This window comes from Streptomyces sp. NPDC055955, assembly GCF_042270245.1.
Lineage (GTDB): Bacteria > Actinomycetota > Actinomycetes > Streptomycetales > Streptomycetaceae > Streptomyces.
Genome location: NZ_JBHJYS010000006.1, coordinates 429,807 through 449,126, shown reverse-complemented (window position 1 = coordinate 449,126; position 19,320 = coordinate 429,807). Strand labels below are relative to the sequence as shown.

Genomic DNA, 19,320 nt, shown 5'->3' with positions numbered 1-19,320 from the left:
CCCCGGGCGTCCGGGGGACGCGGGTGCGTCCGAAGCCACGTGCGGGGCCCCCTACACCCTCAGCCATCCGCGACGGTGGATCCGTCGCTCCCAGGTCCCGTTCTTATGCGCCGCATACTGCGCCCGTAGTACGCGAGGCCCCCGGCTCACTCCACCCTTGGACGGACCAGGCCCGATTCGTACGCGATTACGACGAGTTGGGCGCGGTCCCGCGCGCCGAGCTTGGCCATGGCGCGGTTCACATGGGTCTTGACCGTGAGCGGGCTGACCTGGAGGCGCTCCGCGATCTCGTCGTTCGAGTGACCGCCGGCGACCTGGACGAGCACCTCGCGCTCGCGGGTGGTCAGCGCGGCGAGACGTTCGCCGTGGGCGCCGCCGGGGCGCGCGCCGTCCTCCCAGTCGCCGTACCCCTCGCCCTGGGCGAGGAACTTGGCGATCAGGCCCTTGGTCGCGACCGGCGACAGGAGCGCCTCGCCCGCGGCGGCGATCCGCACGGCGCCGAGGAGCTCCTCGGGTTCGGCGCCCTTGCCGAGGAAGCCGGAGGCGCCCGCGCGCAGCGACTGGACGACGTACTCGTCCACCTCGAACGTCGTGAGCATCACGACGCGTACATGTGCCAGTTCGGGGTCGGCGCTGATCAGGCGGGTCGCGGCGAGTCCGTCGGTGCCGGGCATCCGGATGTCCATCAGGACGACGTCGGCCTTCTCCGACTTGGCGAGGCTGACCGCCTCCGCGCCGTTCGAGGCCTCGCCCACGACGAGCATGTCGGGTTCGGAGTCCACGAGGACGCGGAAGGCGCTGCGCAGCAGGGCCTGGTCGTCGGCGAGCAGTACCCGGATGGTCATCCAGCGTCCCCCGTGTCCGTGGCGAGGCCCGCGGTGGCGTGCGCCTGGACGGGCAGGATCGCATGGACGCGGAACCCGCCCCCGTAGCGAGGTCCCGCCGAGCAGCTGCCGCCGATCGCGGCGACGCGCTCGCGCATGCCGAGGAGGCCGTGGCCGCCGCTGTCGGGCGAGGGCTGCTCGGTGCCGGGCCCGTTGTCGAGGACGGTGACCTCGATGTTCGGGCCTACGCGCACGACGCTGACCTCGGCCCTGGCCTCGGCGCCCGCGTGCTTCTGCACATTGGTCAGGGCCTCCTGGATGATGCGGTAGGCGGCCAGGTCGACGGCGGCCTGCAGGCCGGTGGCCCGCTCGGCGCAGGCGACCTCGACGGGCAGCCCGGCGTTGCGGAACGTGCCGACGAGGTCTTCGAGGCGGTCGAGTCCCGGTGCCGGTTCGGTGGGCGCCTCCGGGTCGCCGGACTGCCTCAGCAGACCCACGGTGGCGCGCAGTTCGTTGAGCGCGGAGCGGCTCGCCTCACGCACGTGCGACAGGGCCTCCTTGGCCTGGTCGGGGCGCTTGTCCATGACGTGCGAGGCGACGCCCGCCTGGACGTTGACCAGGGCGATGTGGTGCGCGACGACGTCGTGGAGGTCGCGGGCGATGCGCAGGCGCTCCTCGGCGACCCGGCGCCGGGCCTCCTCCTCCCGCGTGCGCTCGGCCCGCTCGGCCCGCTCGCGGATCGCGTCGACGAACGCGCGCCGGCTGCGCACGGCGTCCCCGGCCGCGGCGGCCATGCCGGTCCAGGCGAAGACGCCGAGGTTCTCCTGCGTGTACCAGGGCAGGGGGCCGGCCAGCATCGCGGCGCCGGTGAGGACGGCCATGGTGGCGAGGCCGACCCGCCACGTGGTGGGGCGGTCGGTGGTGGCGGCGACGGTGTAGAGCGCGACGACGGCGCTCATCGCGACGGGCGCGCGGGGGTCGCCGGTGACGAGTTCGGCCAGGGTGACGGCGGAGGTGGCCGCGAGGACCGCCATGGGGGCGCGGCGGCGCAGGACCAGGGCGGCCGCGCCGAGCACCATGAGGACGACGCTGAGGATCTGGGGGCTGCGGGTGCCCCAGGTGGGGGTGCCGTCGCGGCCGCCGTTCGGATCGGCGAAGGAGGCGGCGATCATGCAGAGCAGCACCGCCGCCGCGAGGGCCGCGTCCATGGCCCGGGGGTGAGTCCTGGCCCAGCGTACGAAGGGGGTCACCGGCGTCACGGTATCGCTCCCTCGTCCGTGCGCGGCAGGCCCGTCCCTCAGCGGTACGCGCGACGGGCCGCGTAGCGCGGGCAGCGGCTCAGCCAGGGATCAGACCGTCGTCGCTGAGCATCTCCCGGACCTCTTCCAGGGTGGCGTCCGGGGCCGGAAGAATAAGTTCCGAAGGTTCGAGTGACGCGTCCGGCAGCGGGGTGCCGACGGAGCGGACCGTTTCGAGCAGGGCGTTGAGCGTGCGGCGGAAACCGGGGCCGTCCCCGTTCTCCATCTCGGCCAGGAGCTCGTTGTCGAGCTTGTTGAGCTCGGCGAAGTGGCTGTCCGCCAGCTCCACCTGCCCCTCCCCCATGATCCGTACGATCATGACGCCCTCCTCGGCGTGGGACTACTGCTTGTCGAAGCGCGGGGTGTCCTGCGGCGTCTGCGTCGGGGACTGCTGGCCCTGACCGCCCTCGATGGCCTGCTGCGAGGAGGAGGGGCCGCCCGACAGTTCGGCCTTCATCCGCTGGAGTTCCAGCTCTACATCCGTACCACCGGAGAGGCGGTCCAGCTCGCTCTGGATGTCGTCCTTGGCGAGGCCGGACTGGTCGTCGAGGGCGCCGGAGGCGAGCAGCTCGTCGATCGCGCCGGCCCGGGCCTGGAGCTGCGCCGTCTTGTCCTCGGCGCGCTGGATGGCCATGCCCACGTCGCCCATCTCCTCGGAGATGCCGGAGAAGGCCTCGCCGATCCGGGTCTGTGCCTGGGCCGCGGTGTACGTCGCCTTGATCGTCTCCTTCTTCGTACGGAAGGCGTCGACCTTGGCCTGGAGGCGCTGCGCGGCGAGGGTGAGCTTCTCCTCCTCGCCCTGGAGGGTCTGGTGCTGCGTCTCCAGGTCGGTGACCTGCTGCTGGAGGGCAGCCCGGCGCGAGAGCGCCTCACGGGCCAGGTCCTCGCGACCGAGCGCGAGCGCCTTGCGGCCCTGGTCCTCCAGCTTGGACGACTGGGTCTGGAGCTGGTTGAGCTGCAGCTCCAGGCGCTTGCGCGAGGTCGCCACGTCGGCGACGCCCCGGCGCACCTTCTGGAGCAGCTCCAGCTGCTTCTGGTACGAGTAATCGAGGGTCTCGCGCGGGTCCTCGGCCCGGTCAAGGGCCTTGTTCGCCTTCGCGCGGAAGATCATCCCCATACGCTTCATGACACCGCTCATGGGCTTCGCGCGCCCCCTTCTGACAGATCCAGCAGACGTCCAGCACCAGCACTGCGACAGAACCCACAGTACGGGTCCTGCCTCTATTACCGCACTGTTCAGGTGCGGATGCGCTCATCCCCAAGGACGACTGCGTCCGGTCCCGCTCCGGCGCAGGGAGTAGGAATCCCCCTGAGTGCGCCGGTTCGACGAGCACGCGGTGCAGCCGCCGGGAACGCTCAGCAACACTGACGCAGGGTGTTGCCGGATCGTTCCCCACTCGCCTCTGGTCCATGCGCCCGCACCACGTACCCTTGGGCTTTGTGTTCCGTAGCCGATCCAAGGACGAGAAGGCCCCGGCCGCCAAGGCACCGGTGACCAACTCCACGCAGCCCCGTGACCCGCAGGCCCCCAAGGGCCGCCCCACGCCCAAGCGCAGCCAGGCCCAGACCCAGCGCCGCAGTGTGGCCAATACGCCGACGACCCGCAAGGAGGCGTCGAAGCGGCAGCGCGACGAGCGCCGCACCGCGATGGAGAGGCAGCGCCAGGCGCTCGCCAGCGGTGACGAGCGTTATCTTCCCGCCCGCGACAAGGGTCCGGTGCGAAGGTTCGCGCGCGACTTCGTCGACTCGCGCTTCTGCATCGCCGAGTTCTTCCTGCCCCTGGCGGTGGTCATCCTCGTGATGACCATGATCCGCGTCCCGAGCCTCCAGAACATCGCGCTGCTGCTCTGGCTCATCGTGATCGTGCTGATCGTGCTCGACTCGATCGTGACGGCGTTCCGCCTGAAGAAGCGCCTGGCCGAGAAGTTCCCCAACGAGCCGAAGAAGGGCGCCGTCGCGTACGCCCTGATGCGCACGCTCCAGATGCGCCGGCTGCGTCTGCCCAAGCCCCAGGTCAAGCGCGGGGAACGGCCCTGAGCACGGAGGCCTTCTCCGGCGGCGCCGCGGCGTCCTGGCTCGGCAAACTGGGCGGTCTGCGCAATTGCGTACGCCAGGAGCTCGTGGCCCGGCAGCTCGACGAGCAGCTGGCCGCGCGCTACCCCGTCGGGCAGCGGCTGCGCATCCTCGACGTCGGCATGGGCCAGGGCACGCAGGCCCTGCGCCTCGCGCGTGCCGGACATCAGGTGACCGGGGTCGAGCAGGATCCCGAGATGGTCGCCGTCGCGCGGGCCGCGCTCGCCGAGGAGCCCGAGGGCATCCGCGGCCGGGTACGCCTCGTGGAGGGGGACGGCCGGGAGACCGGGGTGCACTTCCTGCCCGGCAGCTTCGACGTGGTGCTGTGCCACGGAGTCCTGATGTACGTCGAGGACCCCGACGCGCTGCTCGCGGGCCTGGCGCGGATGCTGGCCCCCGGCGGCCTGCTCTCACTCCTCGTGCGCAACGGTGACGCGCTCGCCATGCGGCCCGGCCTCGCCGGTGACTGGCAGGCGGCGCTCGGCTCCTTCGACTCGCTCGCGTACCGCAACCGGCTCGGGCTCGACGTGCGGGCCGACCGGCTCGCCGCACTGACCGCGACGCTGGCCGGGATCGGTGCTCCGCTGCACGCCTGGTACGGGGTGCGGGTCTTCACGGACACGGCGGGTGACGACGCGCCCGTGCCGCCGCCCGGCGAGTTCCACACGCTGCTCGCGGCGGAGGAGCGGGCGGGCCGCACGGAGCCGTACCGCCGGGTGGCGGCGCTGCTCCACCTGTGCGGCGTACGGGGCTGAGAGCCCCGGCGCGCCCCTGTTCGGTGGACGGTCGGGGCACGCCCGGCGAGATGCGGGACGGCTGTGACGGAAGCGAGAGGGGGGGGGGGGGCGGGGCGGGGGGGCGCCCCCCCCCCCGGGCGGCCGGGGGGGCGGGGCCGCCCCCCCCGCCCCCCCCCCCCGCGGGCGCGCCCGGGCTTGTGCGGGGGGGTCCTCCCCCTGCGGCGGCGGGGCGGCGCCGGGGGGGGCCCCCCCCCCCCTCTCGGCGTTCCGGAAGGTGCCGCGGGCCTACGCCGGCGCGTCCTCCGCGTGCAGGCCCATCGGACCGTAGATCACCGCGTCGTCCTCGAAGAGGGTGACCTGGTCGGCCCCGCCTTCGGCGAGGGCCTTCCAGTACTCGCCGATCCACGACTCCGCGTCGCCCTGAGTCGTGAACTCCTCGGGCTGCACCGCCGGCTGGACCTCCGTCCCGTCCGACTTCTCGAACCTCCACGTCCATGCCGCCATGTCAGCCTCCAGAGAGTCAACGGACCAGCTCACGGTCTGAGTACTGCCCGGAAGCCTATCCGGGCGAGCGCCGCTCGCGGTGGCGCGGGAGGATCTTCCCGTGGAACTCACTCTGCTCGGCACCGGCGCACCCACCGGACTGCCCCGCCCCGACTGCCCCTGCGCGGCCTGCGCCACCGCCCTCGGGCCGGGTGCTCGCGCCGCGACCGCGCTCCTGATCGACGGCACGCTGCTGCTCGACCTGACGCCGGGGGTGGCGTTCGCCGCCGCCCGATCGGGGCACAGTCTCAGCGGCGTACGGCAGGTGCTGCTCTCGCATCCGCACGACGGGCCGCCCGTCGAGGTGCCGGCGGGACTCGTCTCGCCGGGCCGGGTGCCGGACGGGAGTGAGCTGACGATGCTGACCGGGCACCGGGTGCGGGCCCTGCCGATGGACTCGCCGGGGACGGGCTACGAGGTGACCGGGCCGGACGGCGAGCGGCTGCTGTATCTGCCGCCGGGCGCGGCGCCCGCGGGCTTCGAGGAGGCCGAGCGGCCGTACGAGATGGTGCTCGCCGACATCGTGGACCGGCCGGACGCGGCGGCCAGGCTGCGGGCCGTGGGGGCGATCGGCGCGACGACCGATGTGCTCGCGGTCCACATCGACCACGACGTGCCGCCGGGTCCGGAGCTGACGCGCCGTCTGGCGGCGGCGGGCGCGCGGGCCGTGCCGGACGGGACGACGCTCGTCGTGGGGGCGTACGAGGACGTGCCGGACGTGCCGCGCAGGACGCTGGTCCTGGGCGGGGCGAGGTCCGGGAAGTCGGTCGAGGCCGAGCGGCGCCTCGAGGCGTTCCCGGGCGTGCTGTACGTGGCGACGGGCGGCACCCGGGGCGGGGACACCGAGTGGTCGCAGCGGGTGGCGCTGCACCGCGAGCGGCGGCCGGGCTCCTGGAACACGACGGAGACCTGCGACCTCGTGCCGCTCCTCGCGCAGGACGGCCCCCCGCTGCTCATCGACTGCCTGTCCCTGTGGCTGACGTACGCCATGGACGAGGTGCGGGCCTGGGACGACGCGGAGTGGGCGGGCGGCGGGGAGCGGGCGCTGCGCGAGAAGGTCGCGGCGCTGACGGAGGCCGTGCGCAACACCGCGCGCACGGTCGTCGCCGTCTCGAACGAGGTGGGTTCCGGGATCGTCCCGGCCACCGCGTCGGGCCGTCGCTACCGGGACGAACTGGGGCGCCTGAACACGGCGTTCGCCGCCGAGTGCGAACAGGTACTGCTCGTGGTGGCCGGGCAGGCGCTCGTGCTGCGCGGCTGACGCGGGCGCGTCGGTCAGGCTTCGGTCAGCCGCGGGTTCCTGCCGGGCCCCGCGGTGTTCTTGCGGGCCACGACCCGGTAGGCGTTGGAGAAGCGGGTGCGGCCCGCGAGCGGGGCGAGCAGCTGGTCCGCCACGTAGGCCGCGGCGACGAGGGGCACGACGGCGTACGTGAGGGCCGTGCGCAGCCCGCGCTGGAGCGGGGTGGGGGCCTTGCTGCGCCAGGGAGCGTCGGCGCCCGGGAGCCAGTGGCCGAGGAACAGGGTGAGGCCGGCGGTGAGGTCGAGCGGGACGTGCGCCTCGCGGCGGTCGGTCGCGACGACGGTGTAGCCGAGGCGCTCCAGCTCGCGGCTGAGGTTGTCCATCGGGATGAGGTGCAGGTGCTGGGGCTGGAAGTACGACACCCACCACTTGCCGAGCAGCTTCGCGTAACGGCTCTCGGGGTCGGGGACCTCGACGAGGAGGTGGCCGCCGGGGCGCAGGACGGTGCGGGCGGCCTTGAGTTCCTCGCGCGGGTCGGTGGCGTGCTCCAGGTAGTGGAACATGCTCAGCGCGTCGTAGCGTCCCGCGAGCGCGGGGGCGAGTTCGGTGAGGGTGCCGCGGTGGGCCTCCTCGACGCGGCCGGCCCTGCGGCCCTCCTCGACGCCCGGACCGGTGTCGAGCCCGTCGAAGGCGGTGTACGGGTGGACCTCCTTGGCGGCCGCCGGGAAGTGGCCCTGCCCGGTGGCGACGTCCAGCCAGCTCTCCGGCTCGATGAGAGGCAGCAGGGTGCGGGCGGCGGCGCGGTGGCGCCGGGCGGAGCGCCGCGCGGAGTGCTGGGCGTTCAGGAGCCGGGCGCAGTGGCCGGTGTCGAGCCCGTCGTAGAAGTCCCGGTAGTAGAAGGCCAGGCCCTCGCGGGTCAGGCGCGGGTTCTGGAAGGAGTGCGAGCAGGCGCGGCACTGGTCGACGACGAAGCTGCCGGGCTTGTGCTGGAGGAGGTCGGTGGTCCGCAGCCGGGTGCGCAGGCGCCCGGAGCCGCACCAGGGGCAGTCGGTCCTGCGCGGCTCGTGGAACCGGTCGGTGCCCTGGGCGAGTTCGGTGAGATAGGCGGGCCGCCGCTCGGCGACGGCCTCGGTCGTGGGGGTCATCACGAACTCCTGCGGGACGTTCCGAAGGGCGTCACACCACCCTGGGGCGATACGACAATCCGGGGCATCCAGGAACGTAAAGGATCACGGAGGGACCCGCAATGACGCTGCGGATCCGATGCATCGCATGGCGTAACACCACGTCATGCGCCACGTCGGGGAACGGCCGGTACTGTTCGGCGAATGAGCTCGCTGAATCTCGACGACTTCACCGATCTGATCGAGCGCCCCGACGGCGGGACGCGCCGCGACGCCGAGGAACGCCGCGCCCGCTTCGCGGTGCCGCCCGGCGCGCTCGGCCGCCTCGACGAGCTGGGCGAGTGGCTGTCGGCCGCCCAGGCCGCCGTGCCGGTCAAGCCGCTGGAGCGACCGCGCGTGGTGGTGTTCGCGGGTGACCACGGGGTCGCGGAACTCGGGGTGTCGGCGCGCCCCGCGGGAAGCGCCGCGGCGCTGGTGCGCCAGGCTGTCGAGGGCGGGAGCGCGTCGGCGATCCTCGCGCGGCGCCTGGGTGTTCCGGTACGGGTCGTCGACATGTCACTGGACTGCGAGCCCGATGAGCTGCCCGCCGAGGTCGTACGGCACCGGGTGCGCAGGTCGTCCGGGCGCATCGACATCGAGGACGCGCTGACGCCCGAGGAGGCGGAGGCCGCGTTCCGTGCGGGCATGGCCGTCGCCGACGAGGAGGCGGACTCCGGCACGGATCTGGTGGTTCTCGGGGATCTCAGCGTGGGCGGGACCACCGCGGCGGCGACGCTGATCGCGGCGCTGTGCGGGACGGACGCGTCCGTGGTGACCGGGCGCGGCGGCGCGCCGATCGACGACCTGGCGTGGATGCGCAAGTGCGCGGCCGTGCGGGACGCCCTGCGGCGGGCCCGGCCCGTGCTCGGTGACCAGCTGGCGCTGCTCGGCGCGGTGGGCGGCGCGGACCTCGCCGCCGCGACGGGGTTCCTGCTGCAGAGCGCGGTGCGCCGCACACCCGTGATCCTGGACGGCGTCGTGTCGGCGGCGTGCGCGCTCGTCGGGCAGCGGATCGCGTTCCGGGCGCCGGACTGGTGGCTGGCGGGCCAGTCGAGCGGGGAGCCCGCGCAGGCGAAGGCGCTGGACCGGATGGCGATGGAGCCGCTGCTCGACCAGGGCGTGACGGTGGGCGAGGGGGCCGGGGCGCTGCTCGCGCTGCCGCTGGTGCAGGCCGCCGCGGCGCTGGCGGCGGAGCTGCCGGAGGTCCCGCAGGCCCCCGAGGAGGCGCCGGCGACCGAGGAGCCGGAGACCGCCGGCGCGACCGAGTAGGCACCTGGCACGCCTTTTTGACGGCGCGTCGCGGCGGGTTCGGTCCCGCCGCGACCCGCCGTTTCGCGCCCCGGCGGTGCTCGACCCACATCACCTTAAATGCCCCATATGCTCCGTGCCTATGGCAGATGAACACACGAGCGCTCCACCCGCGCGCCCCGCCCATGCCTCCACCCCCACGACGAAACGGGCGGCCGCCTTCCTCGTCTGGTACCTGCGCGTCGTCACGTTCATCAACTTCCTCAGCGCGGTCTGGGTCTCCCTCGGCCAGGACCTGCAACGGCACAACACCGACAACTACTTCACCCCGTACCTGCTGACGGCCGGCTTCGCGTCCGGGGTCTTCACCTGGTTCCTGGCGATCACGATGCGCCGCCGCAAGCGCGCCGCATGGATCCTCAACCTCGTGCTCAGCGGGCTCTTCCTGCTCCTGTTCATCGTCGTGATGTTCTTCCCCGAGGTGCGCCGCTACGCGCAGAACTGGATCTCACTCGTCCTGACCGCCGCGTTCGTCCTCGCGCTGCTGCTCGGGAGACGGGAGTTCTACGCCAAGGGGGACCGCTCGAACGCGAAGCTCGCGGCCGCGGTCGGGATCGGCGGACTCCTCGTGACGTCCCTGTTCGCGACGTTCCTCGTGACCGTGACCAACCAGGCGTACGACGGGCACAACTCGACGTTCCTCGAGCGCTGGCGCTACGGCACCCTGCGGCTCATCTCCGTCGCCACGGACGAGTCCCGCTACCCCGGCATCACGTCGCCGAACTGGGTCAACGTCGTCATCAACATCCTGAGCACCCTCCTTCTGTTCGCCGTCGCGTACGCCGCGTTCCGTTCCCGCAAGGCCGTCGACCCCATCACCCCCGACGACGAGGCCAGGCTGCGCGCGCTGCTCGACAAGGAGGGCGACCGGGACTCGCTCGGCTACTTCGCGCTGCGCCGCGAGAAGAGCGTCGTGTGGTCACCGACGGGCAAAGCGGCCGTCGCGTACCGCGTCGTCGGCGGGGTCTCGCTCGCGTCGGGCGATCCGATCGGCGACCCGGAGGCCTGGCCCGGCGCGATCGCCCCCTGGCTCATGGAGGCGCGCGAACACGGCTGGATCCCGGCCGTGATGGGGTCGAGCGAGGAGGCGGGCACCATCTACGCCCGGCACGGCCTCGACGCCCTCGAACTCGGCGACGAAGCCATCGTCGAGATCCGTGAGTTCACCCTGGAGGGCCGCGCCATGCGCACCGTCCGCCAGGCCTACAACCGGGTCGGGCGCGCGGGTTACGAGGTGCGGATCCGGCGCCACGAGGACATCCCCGCCGACGAGATGACGTACTTGCTCCAGCGCGCCGACGACTGGCGCGACGGGGCGACCGAGCGCGGCTTCTCGATGGCGCTCGGGCGGCTCGGCGACCCGGCGGACGGACGCTGCGTGATGCTCGAATGCACCGATGGGGACGGCGAGTTGAAGGCCGTGCTCTCGTTCGTCCCCTGGGGGCCGCAGGGGCTCTCGCTCGACCTGATGCGGCGCGACAGGGACTCCGAGAACGGGCTGATGGAGTTCATGGTGATCGAACTGCTCCAGCGCGCCGGAGAGCTCGGGATCACCCAGGTGTCGCTGAACTTCGCGATGTTCCGGTCCGTCTTCGAACGAGGCTCGCGGCTCGGCGCGGGCCCGGTGCTGCGCCTGTGGCGCTCGCTGCTCAGCTTCTTCTCACGGTGGTGGCAGATCGAATCCCTCTACCGGGCCAACGCGAAGTACCGGCCCATCTGGGAACCCCGCTTCCTGCTCTTCGAGAAGAGCGCCGACCTGCCGCGGATCGGCCTCGCCTCCGCACGTGCCGAAGGTTTCCTGGAGGCCCCCGGCCTGCCCAACTGGATGCACCGCAGGCGTCTGGAGCCGGGCCCGTGAGATCACCGGCCCGCCTGGCCCGCGCCGAGTGGGGCCCGCTGTGGTCGACGGCGCACCGGGGGCTCGCCGCCAGGAGATGGCGGGCGGCGCCGATGACGCTCGGCGCGGTCTGTCTCACGGCCCTGCTCCAGTACGCGCAGAACCAGTCCTGGGGCTACCGGTTCGTGGAGGACGTCGGCTCCGTACGGGCCCAGGACCCGTTGTGGCTGTCCCTGCTGCGCACCCCCCTGTCCCTCTTCGTGCCGGCGCTCGACCTGCCGGTGTGGGGCGCGCTCGCGCAGGTCCTGATCGTGTTCGGCGTCGCGGAGGTCTGCCTCGGCTGGAGGGGCACGCTCGCCATCGGATACGTCGCCACCCTCGCCGGGACCCTCTACGCCCGCCTCGGCATCGCCCTCGGCCCCGACAGCCCGCTCGGCCTGCCCCCGTCGGACGCGCGGATCGTCGACAACGGCCCCTCGGCGGCGGTCGTCGGTCTCGCCGTGTACCTGTGCTGGCGCCATCGCGCCTGGTGGACGGCGGGCGTGGTGGTCGCCCTCATGGTGGTCGAGTCGGCCATGAAGCCGAACCTCGCGGGCAAGGAACACCTGGCGGCGCTGGCCGCGGTCGCCCTGGGCGTCGTGACGCGGTGGGCGGTCGCCACCGTGCGTCACCGGGGCGTCGAGCGCTCCGGGTCGGGTGTGCCGCCGATCAGGTCCTGAAAGGCCCGGCTCAGCTTCGACCAGCGCCGGTCGTGCCGGTAGGCGCGCAGCCGCGACCTGGCCCTGGCCTTGGGACGCCGCCGGTACCAGCGCTTGGCCCACGGCGATCCGGGCCGCGCGAGCCTGACGGCCCCGAACAGCGCGACGAACGGCACGAGTACGCCGACGATCGCGAGCCGGGGCTTCCCCTTGAACATGGCCAGCAGGACGAACAGGAAGTTGAACAGGACCGTGAGGATCGCGGTACCGCGCCCCTGCTCCTCCCGTCCCGTCACATCGTTCACGCCGAGCGGCGAGAAGCCGCTGAGGACAAGCAGCCCGAGCGCCGCCGCGAGGACCACCACCTCCACGCTCTGGCGGCCCTGTTCGGTCCAGTACACGTCGGCGAGGTGCAGGATCAGCGCGAACTCGTCGAGAACCAGGCCGGCCCCGGTCCCGAAGATCACCGCGCAGATCGAGGCGGCGACGCCGTGCCGCCCGCTGCCGACCGCGCCGAACCCGCCGACGACGGTGAGGATCACGCCCGGCACCACGTGATGGATGTGCATGCCGCCCGGCGTGACGTTGCGGAACGGCCCGCGCCCGGCCCGGATGAGGCGCGTGATCGTACGGGTCGCCGCGAAGGTCAGCAGGAACGCGGCGAGGGCGAGCAACAGCGGCAGCTTCCCCGGCTCGACGATGTTCCGGTACCACCAGTCACCCATGCGGCCATCCTGCCGCCGGGGCACAGGCGCCGCCCGCTGTGCTGAGCCCCCCGGGTAGCCTGCCGGGATGCCCGCAACCCCGGCCGACGGCCTCCGCTTCGCCTTCGGCACCCTCACCGTGCTTCCGGTCAAGGTCACCCGATGGGACCGCGAGGCGGCCCGCGCCGGAATGCTCTGCGCCCCCGTCGCCGGACTCGTCGTGGGCCTGGCCGCCGCCGCGCTCGGCGGGATCCTGACGCTGCTCGGCGCCGGACCCCTGCTCGCGGCGGTGGCGAGCGTGAGCGTCCCGGCCGCGCTGACCCGGGGGCTGCACCTGGACGGACTCGCCGACACCGCCGACGGCCTCGGCAGCGGCAAGCCGGCCGAGGACGCGCTGCGCATCATGAAGCAGTCGGACATCGGCCCGTTCGGCGTCCTCACCCTCGTGCTCACGCTCCTCGCGCAGGTCGCCGCGCTCACCGAGCTGTACGCGGATGCGTGGGCCCGCGGCGCGCTCGCCGCCGTCGTCTCGGCACTCACCGCCCGGCTCGCGCTCACCCTGGCCTCGCGCGCCGGCGTCCCGCCGGCCCGGCCCGAGGGCCTGGGCGCGGCCGTCGCCGCGACGGTGCCGGTGCGCGGGGCGCTGCTCGCCGCCGCCGTGACCGTGTGCGCCGCCGGTGCCGCGGGCGCCGTCGCCGGCTCGGCGTACGGTGCGGTGCGCGGCGCGGCGGCCACCGTACTGGCCTGCTGCGCGGCCGAACTCCTGCTGCGCCACTGCGTGCGACGCTTCGGCGGCGTGACCGGTGACGTCTTCGGCGGGGTCGCCGAGACCGCCGCCACGGCGGCTCTCGTCGTCCTCACCTTCGGCTGACACGGCATCGGTCGCCCACCGGGAAGCGCACCCTCGCGCACACGGGCGTAGGCTCCCCAAGAGGCCATACACCCCACGGCCCGTCAGAACTCGTTCAAACACCATGAAAGTAGGGACCTCACCACCGTGACTGCTCTGACTCTCAGCACCGCCGCCGCGTCCGGCCTGCGTGCCGACGCGATCGTCGTCGGTGTGGCGAAGGGTGCTGCATCCAAGTCCGGAGGGCTCGTCGTCGCGCCCGGCGCGGAGGCCGTGGACAAGGCCTACGACGGCAAGCTCGCCGCCGTCCTGGAGACCCTCGGCGCTTCCGGCGGTGAGGGTGAGGTGACGAAGCTCCCCGCCCCCTCCGGCTTCAAGGCCCCGGTCGTCCTGGCCGTCGGTCTCGGTCCGGTGCCGGAGAAGGACGAGACGTACGACGCGGAGGCCCTGCGCCGCGCCGCCGGTGCCGCCGCCCGCGCGCTGGCCGGTGCGAAGAAGGCCGCGTTCGCCCTGCCCGTCGAGGACTCGGGTGACGCGGGCGCGATCGCGGAGGGCGCCCTGCTCGGCGCCTACTCCTTCGACGCCTACAAGGAATCGGCCCAGGACGGCAAGCAGAACGGCAAGGCGCCGCTCGCCGAGGTCGCCCTGCTCGGTGCCAAGCCCCGCGACAAGGCGTTCAAGGCCGCCGTGGAGCGCGCCCTCGCCGTGACCGAGGAGCTCAACCGCGCCCGCGACCTGGTCAACACCCCGCCGAACGACCTGACCCCGGAGGCCTTCGCCGCCGTCGCCTCGGCCGCGGCCAAGGAGCACGGCATCAAGGTGCAGATCCTCGACGAGAAGGCGCTCGTCAAGGGCGGCTTCGGCGGCATCCTCGGCGTCGGCGCCGGCTCGGAGGCCCCGCCGCGCCTGGTGAAGCTCTCCTACACGTCGTCCAAGGCGGACAAGCACCTCGCCTTCGTCGGCAAGGGCATCACGTACGACTCGGGCGGCATCTCCCTCAAGCCGGCCGGGCACAACGAGACGATGAAGTGCGACATGGCCGGCGCCGCCGCCGTGTTCGCCGCCGTCGTCGCCGCCGCGCGTCTGGGCCTCAAGGTGAACGTCACCGGCTGGCTGGCGCTCGCCGAGAACATGCCGTCGGGCTCGGCCACCCGCCCGGGTGACGTCCTGCGCATGTACTCCGGCAAGACCGTCGAGGTCCTGAACACGGACGCCGAGGGCCGCCTGGTCCTGGCCGACGCGATCGCCAAGGCCTCCGAGGAGACCCCCGACGCGATCGTCGACGTCGCCACGCTGACCGGCGCGATGATGCTGGCGCTCGGCAACCGCACGTTCGGCATCATGGCGAACGACGACGCTTTCCGTACGTCGATCCACGAGGTGGCCGAGGAGGTCGGCGAGCCGTCCTGGCCCATGCCGCTCCCCTCCGACCTGCGCAAGGGCATGGACTCCGCCACCGCCGACATCGCCAACATGGGCGAGCGCATGGGCGGCGGCCTGGTGGCCGGCCTCTTCCTCAAGGAGTTCGTCGGCGAGGGCATCACGTGGGCCCACCTCGACATCGCGGGCCCGGCCTACAACGAGGGCGGCGCGTCCGGCTACACGCCCAAGGGCGGCACCGGTTCCGCGGTCCGTACGCTGGTGCGCCTCGCGGAGCGCACGGCCGACGGTGACCTCGGCTGACGCGTAGGGCACGGCTCGACAGCCCCCGGGTGCGACGGCACCCGGGGGCTGTTCGCTTTCGACGAAATCCGCAGCCTCCCGGACCCCCTCACCCGGGTTTCAGGTGTAACCGCCGTCTCACCCCCGGGCCCGGCGTCCCGTCCGCCTCCGACAAGTGCGAAGATGGGTTCTCGGCAGGACAGGGCCCCCACCACAGGGCCGAAGCATAAAAAAGCGGCCGGACACCAGCCGCCGCCCGGTCACTGCAGACCGGCGTACGGCGCACATGCATGGAGGACGTGACGTGGCGAACGACGCCAGCACCGTTTTCGACCTAGTGATCCTCGGCGGTGGCAGTGGCGGTTACGCCGCGGCCCTGCGCGGAGCGCAGCTGGGCCTGGACGTCGCCCTGATCGAGAAGAACAAGCTCGGCGGCACCTGCCTGCACAACGGTTGTATCCCGACGAAGGCCCTGCTGCACGCCGGCGAGATCGCCGACCAGGCGCGCGAGGCGGACCAGTTCGGTGTCAAGACCTCCTTCGAGGGCATCGACATCGCGGGCGTCCACAAGTACAAGGACGACGTGATCTCCGGCCTGTACAAGGGCCTGCAGGGTCTCGTCGCCTCCCGCAAGGTGACGTACATCGAGGGCGAGGGCCGCCTGTCGTCCCCCACCTCCGTGGACGTGAACGGCCAGCGCGTCCAGGGCCGCCACGTGCTCCTCGCGACCGGCTCCGTGCCGAAGTCGCTGCCGGGCCTGGAGATCGACGGCAACCGCATCATCTCCTCGGACCACGCGCTGACGCTGAACCGTGTCCCGCAGTCGGCGATCATCCTCGGCGGCGGCGTCATCGGCGTCGAGTTCGCCTCCGCGTGGAAGTCCTTCGGCACCGACGTCACCGTCGTCGAGGGCCTCAAGCACCTCGTGCCCGTCGAGGACGAGAACAGCTCCAAGCTCCTGGAGCGCGCGTTCCGCAAGCGCGGCATCAAGTTCAACCTCGGCACCTTCTTCGAGAAGGCCGAGTACACGCAGGACGGCGTCCGCGTGACCCTCGCCGACGGCAAGACCTTCGAGGCCGAGGTCCTCCTGGTCGCCATCGGCCGCGGCCCGGTCTCGGCCGGCCTCGGTTACGAGGAGCAGGGCATCGCGATGGACCGCGGTTACGTCCTGGTCGACGAGTACATGCAGACCAACGTGCCGACCGTCTCCGCCGTCGGTGACCTCGTCCCGACGCTCCAGCTCGCGCACGTCGGCTTCGCCGAGGGCATCCTGGTGGCGGAGCGTCTGGCCGGTCTCAAGACCGTCCCGATCGACTACGACGGCGTGCCGAAGGTGACGTACTGCCACCCCGAGGTCGCCTCCGTCGGTATCACCGAGGCCAAGGCCAAGGAGATCTACGGTGCGGACAAGGTCGTCGCTCTGAAGTACAACCTCGCGGGCAACGGCAAGTCCAAGATCCTCAAGACCGCGGGCGAGATCAAGCTCGTCCAGGTCAAGGACGGTGCCGTGGTCGGCGTCCACATGGTCGGCGACCGTATGGGCGAGCAGGTCGGCGAAGCCCAGCTGATCTACAACTGGGAAGCGCTGCCCGCCGAGGTCGCCCAGCTCATCCACGCCCACCCGACGCAGAACGAGGCACTCGGAGAGGCCCACCTGGCCCTCGCGGGCAAGCCGCTGCACTCGCACGACTAGGTCAGGCCGCAGGCTGGACCCAGTCGTCCCTGTCGTCCCCTGGGCGCGACGACCGACCACAGACTTCCGCACTCCCCCAAGCTCTCAACATCGCTCGAGCAGGGGAGACCCCACTAAGGAGCAACAGAAACCATGTCGGTTTCCGTATCCCTTCCGGCGCTCGGTGAGAGTGTCACCGAGGGCACCGTCACCCGCTGGCTGAAGGCCGAGGGCGAGCGCGTCGAGGTCGACGAGCCGTTGCTCGAGGTCTCGACCGACAAGGTCGACACCGAGATCCCCTCGCCCGCCGCCGGCGTCCTGGCCTCCATCAAGGTCGCCGAGGACGAGACCGTCGAGGTCGGCGCCGAGCTTGCCGTCATCGACGACGGCACGGGCGCGCCCGCCGCCGCCCCGGCTCCCGCCGCTGCCGAGGCCCCGGCCGCCGCTCCGGCCCCCGCCGCCGAGGCCCCCGCGGCCCCGGCCGCCGCCCCGGCCGCTCCGGCCGCCCCCGCCGGTGCCGCTTCCGGCACCGACGTCGTGCTGCCCGCTCTCGGCGAGTCCGTCACCGAGGGCACCGTCACCCGCTGGCTGAAGGAGGTCGGCGAGGAGGTCGCGGAGGACGAGCCCCTGCTCGAGGTCTCCACGGACAAGGTCGACACCGAGATCCCCTCCCCCGTCGCCGGCGTTCTCCTGGAGATCTCCGTCGCCGAGGACGAGACCGCCGAGGTCGGCGCCAAGCTGGCCGTCATCGGTGCCCCCGGCGCCGCTCCGGCCGCCGCCGCGCCCGCCGCCCCGGCTGCTCCGGCCCCCGCCCCGGCCCCGGCCCCGGCTGCCCCCGCGGCTCCGGCCCCGGCCCCGGCTGCTCCGGCCCCCGCCCCCGCCGCCGCTCCGGCTCCGGTCGCCCCCGCGGCTCCGGCCGCCCCGGCTCCGGCCCCGGCCGCCGCTCCCGCTCCGGTCGCCCCCGCCGCCCCGGCCCCCGCCGCGGTCGCCGGTGACGACGGCGCGTACGTGACCCCGCTGGTCCGCAAGCTCGCGTCGGAGAACGGCGTGGACCTGGGCACCGTCAAGGGCACCGGCGTCGGTGGCCGTATCCGCAAGCAGGACGTCATCGCGGCCGCCGAGGCCGCGAAGGCCGCCCCGGCCCCCGCCGCCGCTGCCGCTCCGGCGGCCGCGAAGGCCCCGGCCCTGGAGGTCTCCCCCCTCCGTGGCCAGACGGTCAAGATGACCCGCATGCGCAAGGTCATCGGCGACAACATGATGAAGGCGCTGCACTCGCAGGCCCAGCTGACCTCGGTCGTCGAGGTCGACATCACCAAGCTGATGAAGCTGCGCGCCAAGGCGAAGGACGCGTTCGCGGCCCGTGAGGGCGTCAAGCTCTCCCCGATGCCGTTCTTCGTCAAGGCCGCCGCCCAGGCGCTGAAGGCCCACCCGGTCATCAACGCCCGGATCAACGACGACGAAGGCACCATCACGTACTTCGACTCGGAGAACATCGGCATCGCCGTCGATGCCGAGAAGGGTCTGATGACGCCGGTCATCAAGGGCGCGGGCGACCTGAACATCGCCGGGATCTCGAAGAAGACCGCCGAGCTGGCCGGCAAGGCCCGCGGTGGCGGCCTCACGCCGGACGACATGTCCGGTGCGACCTTCACGATCTCCAACACGGGCTCGCGCGGTGCGCTCTTCGACACCGTCATCGTGCCGCCGAACCAGGCCGCGATCCTGGGCATCGGCGCCACGGTGAAGCGTCCGGTCGTCATCAACCACCCGGACCTCGGCGAGACCATCGCCGTCCGGGACATGACGTACCTGTCGCTCTCCTACGACCACCGTCTGGTGGACGGCGCGGACGCCGCCCGCTACCTGACCGCGGTCAAGGCGATCCTGGAGGCCGGCGAGTTCGAGGTCGAGCTCGGCCTGTAACTCTCGTCTCATCAGCGCGTACGCCCCCGTCCGGAGGTCTTCCGGACGGGGGCGCCGCCGTATTGTCTAGAGGTCAACGCACCTTGGGGTCCCTGCCCCCTCTGGAGGAGCCATCATGACCGCGCCCGTCGTCCACTCGCTGCGCGAACAGATCCGCGAGCACATCGTCGAGGGGATCGTCAGCGGGCGCTGGAAGCCGGGCGAGCGCATCGTGGAACGCCGCATCGCGACGGAGCTCGAGGTCAGCCAGACGCCCGTGCGGGAGGCCCTGCGGGAGCTGGAGAGCCTGCGCCTGATCGAGTCCGCCCCCAACAAGGGCGTCCGGGTGCGGAATCTGACGGCCGCCGACCTGGAGGAGAGCTACCCGGTCAGGGCCGGCCTCGAGGCCATCGCGGCGGAGCTGGCGGCCGGGAAGCTGGCCGAGGACTGCTCGGCCCTCGAACCCCATGTGGCGGCCCTCTACCGCGCCGACCAGGAGGCCGACGGGACGGGCCAGGTGCGGCACACGGTCGCCTTCCACCGCGAGCTGGTGCGTGCCGCGGGGAACTCCGTGCTCCTGCACACCTGGGAGGGCCTGGGCATCGAGGTGTTCACGGCCCTGTCCATCCGGTGGCTGGGCACCGTCCAGCAGTCGTACGCGGAGGAGCACGAGGCGCTCGTGGCCGCGTTCCGGCGCCGGGATCCCGCGATCGCGGAGCTGGTGAAGGCGCACGTGCTCGGCTGCGCCCCGCGCGCCTGAGCCACACCCCGCTCAGACGTCGTCGCGCCACCGCCCCCACCTGCGCGTA

18 protein-coding genes are annotated in these 19,320 nt (G+C 72.8%); 11 read left to right on the top strand and 7 right to left on the bottom strand.

The genetic code is table 11. From position 1 onward, the window contains the following. Positions 1-146 precede the first annotated feature (146 nt). The 4 genes from ACFC96_RS15665 to ACFC96_RS15650 all read right to left on the bottom strand — a co-directional run bounded on the left by ACFC96_RS15665 (position 147) and on the right by ACFC96_RS15650 (position 3,260). Positions 147-845 (bottom strand): response regulator transcription factor, encoded by a 699-nt coding sequence (locus ACFC96_RS15665; RefSeq protein ID WP_266669756.1) that lies wholly within the window; start codon positions 843-845, stop codon positions 147-149. After that, entirely contained in the window at positions 842-2,032 is a 1,191-nt protein-coding gene (locus tag ACFC96_RS15660) for a sensor histidine kinase (RefSeq protein WP_376258945.1), read from the bottom strand. The genes ACFC96_RS15665 and ACFC96_RS15660 overlap by 4 nt, the downstream gene beginning before the upstream one ends. A 130-nt stretch (positions 2,033-2,162) precedes the next feature. Beyond that, positions 2,163-2,441, bottom strand: a complete 279-nt coding sequence (locus tag ACFC96_RS15655; RefSeq protein WP_376258807.1) for a hypothetical protein — start codon at positions 2,439-2,441, stop codon at positions 2,163-2,165. A gap of 21 nt (positions 2,442-2,462) precedes the next feature. Further along, the gene (locus ACFC96_RS15650) at positions 2,463-3,260 is read right to left on the bottom strand and encodes a PspA/IM30 family protein (protein WP_376258809.1); all 798 of its coding nucleotides are present in this window, start codon (positions 3,258-3,260) and stop codon (positions 2,463-2,465) included. 272 nt (positions 3,261-3,532) lie between these two features. Between ACFC96_RS15650 and ACFC96_RS15645 the strand changes: the two genes are divergently transcribed. Both ACFC96_RS15645 and ACFC96_RS15640 read left to right on the top strand, forming a co-directional pair. Further along, complete coding sequence (locus ACFC96_RS15645; protein WP_376258810.1) at positions 3,533-4,159, top strand: DUF3043 domain-containing protein; 627 nt, start codon at positions 3,533-3,535, stop codon at positions 4,157-4,159. 83 nt (positions 4,160-4,242) lie between these two features. Beyond that, positions 4,243-4,950 carry a class I SAM-dependent methyltransferase gene (locus tag ACFC96_RS15640; protein ID WP_376258812.1) on the top strand — a complete coding sequence of 236 codons (708 nt, stop codon included), beginning with the start codon at positions 4,243-4,245 and terminating at the stop codon, positions 4,948-4,950. Between the two features lie 267 nt (positions 4,951-5,217). Here the strand turns inward: ACFC96_RS15640 and ACFC96_RS15635 are convergent, their stop codons facing one another. Beyond that, a complete protein-coding gene (locus ACFC96_RS15635; protein ID WP_100592141.1) occupies positions 5,218-5,436 on the bottom strand; it encodes a hypothetical protein in 219 nt (72 codons plus the stop codon). Positions 5,437-5,536: 100 nt separating this feature from the next. On the opposite strand from ACFC96_RS15635, the gene ACFC96_RS15630 reads away from it, so the two are divergent. Then, the gene (locus ACFC96_RS15630) at positions 5,537-6,736 is read left to right on the top strand and encodes a bifunctional adenosylcobinamide kinase/adenosylcobinamide-phosphate guanylyltransferase (RefSeq protein ID WP_376258815.1); all 1,200 of its coding nucleotides are present in this window, start codon (positions 5,537-5,539) and stop codon (positions 6,734-6,736) included. Between the two features lie 14 nt (positions 6,737-6,750). Here ACFC96_RS15630 and ACFC96_RS15625 read toward each other — a convergent pair whose 3' ends face one another. After that, on the bottom strand, positions 6,751-7,860 hold the full coding sequence (locus ACFC96_RS15625) for a class I SAM-dependent methyltransferase (protein ID WP_376258817.1): 1,110 nt from the start codon (positions 7,858-7,860) through the stop codon (positions 6,751-6,753). A gap of 183 nt (positions 7,861-8,043) precedes the next feature. On the opposite strand from ACFC96_RS15625, the gene cobT reads away from it, so the two are divergent. From cobT to ACFC96_RS15610, 3 genes are all read left to right on the top strand, one after another. Continuing rightward, complete coding sequence (gene cobT / locus ACFC96_RS15620) at positions 8,044-9,147, top strand: nicotinate-nucleotide--dimethylbenzimidazole phosphoribosyltransferase (protein ID WP_376612674.1); 1,104 nt, start codon at positions 8,044-8,046, stop codon at positions 9,145-9,147. Between the two features lie 121 nt (positions 9,148-9,268). Further along, positions 9,269-11,044 (top strand): phosphatidylglycerol lysyltransferase domain-containing protein, encoded by a 1,776-nt coding sequence (locus ACFC96_RS15615; RefSeq protein ID WP_376258822.1) that lies wholly within the window; start codon positions 9,269-9,271, stop codon positions 11,042-11,044. Beyond that, positions 11,041-11,742, top strand: coding sequence for a hypothetical protein (locus tag ACFC96_RS15610; RefSeq protein ID WP_376258825.1), 702 nt, complete (start codon positions 11,041-11,043; stop codon positions 11,740-11,742). Before ACFC96_RS15615 ends, ACFC96_RS15610 begins: the two co-directional genes overlap by 4 nt. On the opposite strand, the gene ACFC96_RS15605 is transcribed toward ACFC96_RS15610, so the two are convergent. After that, positions 11,691-12,446 (bottom strand): hypothetical protein, encoded by a 756-nt coding sequence (locus tag ACFC96_RS15605; RefSeq protein WP_376258827.1) that lies wholly within the window; start codon positions 12,444-12,446, stop codon positions 11,691-11,693. The two genes, ACFC96_RS15610 and ACFC96_RS15605, sit on opposite strands and share 52 nt — an antisense overlap. Before the next feature lie 67 nt (positions 12,447-12,513). Between ACFC96_RS15605 and ACFC96_RS15600 the strand changes: the two genes are divergently transcribed. From ACFC96_RS15600 to ACFC96_RS15580, 5 genes are all read left to right on the top strand, one after another. Beyond that, positions 12,514-13,296: an adenosylcobinamide-GDP ribazoletransferase gene (locus ACFC96_RS15600; RefSeq protein ID WP_376612672.1), complete on the top strand. Its 783-nt coding sequence runs from the start codon at positions 12,514-12,516 to the stop codon at positions 13,294-13,296. Between the two features lie 126 nt (positions 13,297-13,422). Continuing rightward, entirely contained in the window at positions 13,423-14,958 is a 1,536-nt protein-coding gene (locus ACFC96_RS15595) for a leucyl aminopeptidase (RefSeq protein ID WP_376612670.1), read from the top strand. 283 nt (positions 14,959-15,241) lie between these two features. Then, positions 15,242-16,630, top strand: coding sequence for a dihydrolipoyl dehydrogenase (gene lpdA / locus ACFC96_RS15590; RefSeq protein WP_376258832.1), 1,389 nt, complete (start codon positions 15,242-15,244; stop codon positions 16,628-16,630). A 132-nt stretch (positions 16,631-16,762) separates the two neighbouring features. Next, entirely contained in the window at positions 16,763-18,532 is a 1,770-nt protein-coding gene (gene sucB, locus ACFC96_RS15585; protein ID WP_376612668.1) for a 2-oxoglutarate dehydrogenase, E2 component, dihydrolipoamide succinyltransferase, read from the top strand. 115 nt (positions 18,533-18,647) lie between these two features. Further along, positions 18,648-19,271 carry a GntR family transcriptional regulator gene (locus tag ACFC96_RS15580; protein WP_100592131.1) on the top strand — a complete coding sequence of 208 codons (624 nt, stop codon included), beginning with the start codon at positions 18,648-18,650 and terminating at the stop codon, positions 19,269-19,271. Positions 19,272-19,320: the final 49 nt, after the last annotated feature.

Coding starts and splice junctions, on each gene's coding strand:
- ACFC96_RS15580 (WP_100592131.1), top strand. CDS start 18,648: ATGACCGCGCCCGTCGTCCACTCGCTGCGCGAACAGATCCGCGAGCAC.
- cobT (WP_376612674.1), top strand. CDS start 8,044: ATGAGCTCGCTGAATCTCGACGACTTCACCGATCTGATCGAGCGCCCC.
- ACFC96_RS15625 (WP_376258817.1), bottom strand. CDS start 7,860: ATGACCCCCACGACCGAGGCCGTCGCCGAGCGGCGGCCCGCCTATCTC.
- ACFC96_RS15615 (WP_376258822.1), top strand. CDS start 9,269: ATGGCAGATGAACACACGAGCGCTCCACCCGCGCGCCCCGCCCATGCC.
- ACFC96_RS15600 (WP_376612672.1), top strand. CDS start 12,514: ATGCCCGCAACCCCGGCCGACGGCCTCCGCTTCGCCTTCGGCACCCTC.
- sucB (WP_376612668.1), top strand. CDS start 16,763: ATGTCGGTTTCCGTATCCCTTCCGGCGCTCGGTGAGAGTGTCACCGAG.
- ACFC96_RS15655 (WP_376258807.1), bottom strand. CDS start 2,441: ATGATCGTACGGATCATGGGGGAGGGGCAGGTGGAGCTGGCGGACAGC.
- ACFC96_RS15645 (WP_376258810.1), top strand. CDS start 3,533: ATGCGCCCGCACCACGTACCCTTGGGCTTTGTGTTCCGTAGCCGATCC.
- ACFC96_RS15635 (WP_100592141.1), bottom strand. CDS start 5,436: ATGGCGGCATGGACGTGGAGGTTCGAGAAGTCGGACGGGACGGAGGTC.
- ACFC96_RS15665 (WP_266669756.1), bottom strand. CDS start 845: ATGACCATCCGGGTACTGCTCGCCGACGACCAGGCCCTGCTGCGCAGC.
- ACFC96_RS15650 (WP_376258809.1), bottom strand. CDS start 3,260: ATGAGCGGTGTCATGAAGCGTATGGGGATGATCTTCCGCGCGAAGGCG.
- ACFC96_RS15660 (WP_376258945.1), bottom strand. CDS start 2,032: ATGGACGCGGCCCTCGCGGCGGCGGTGCTGCTCTGCATGATCGCCGCC.
- ACFC96_RS15605 (WP_376258827.1), bottom strand. CDS start 12,446: ATGGGTGACTGGTGGTACCGGAACATCGTCGAGCCGGGGAAGCTGCCG.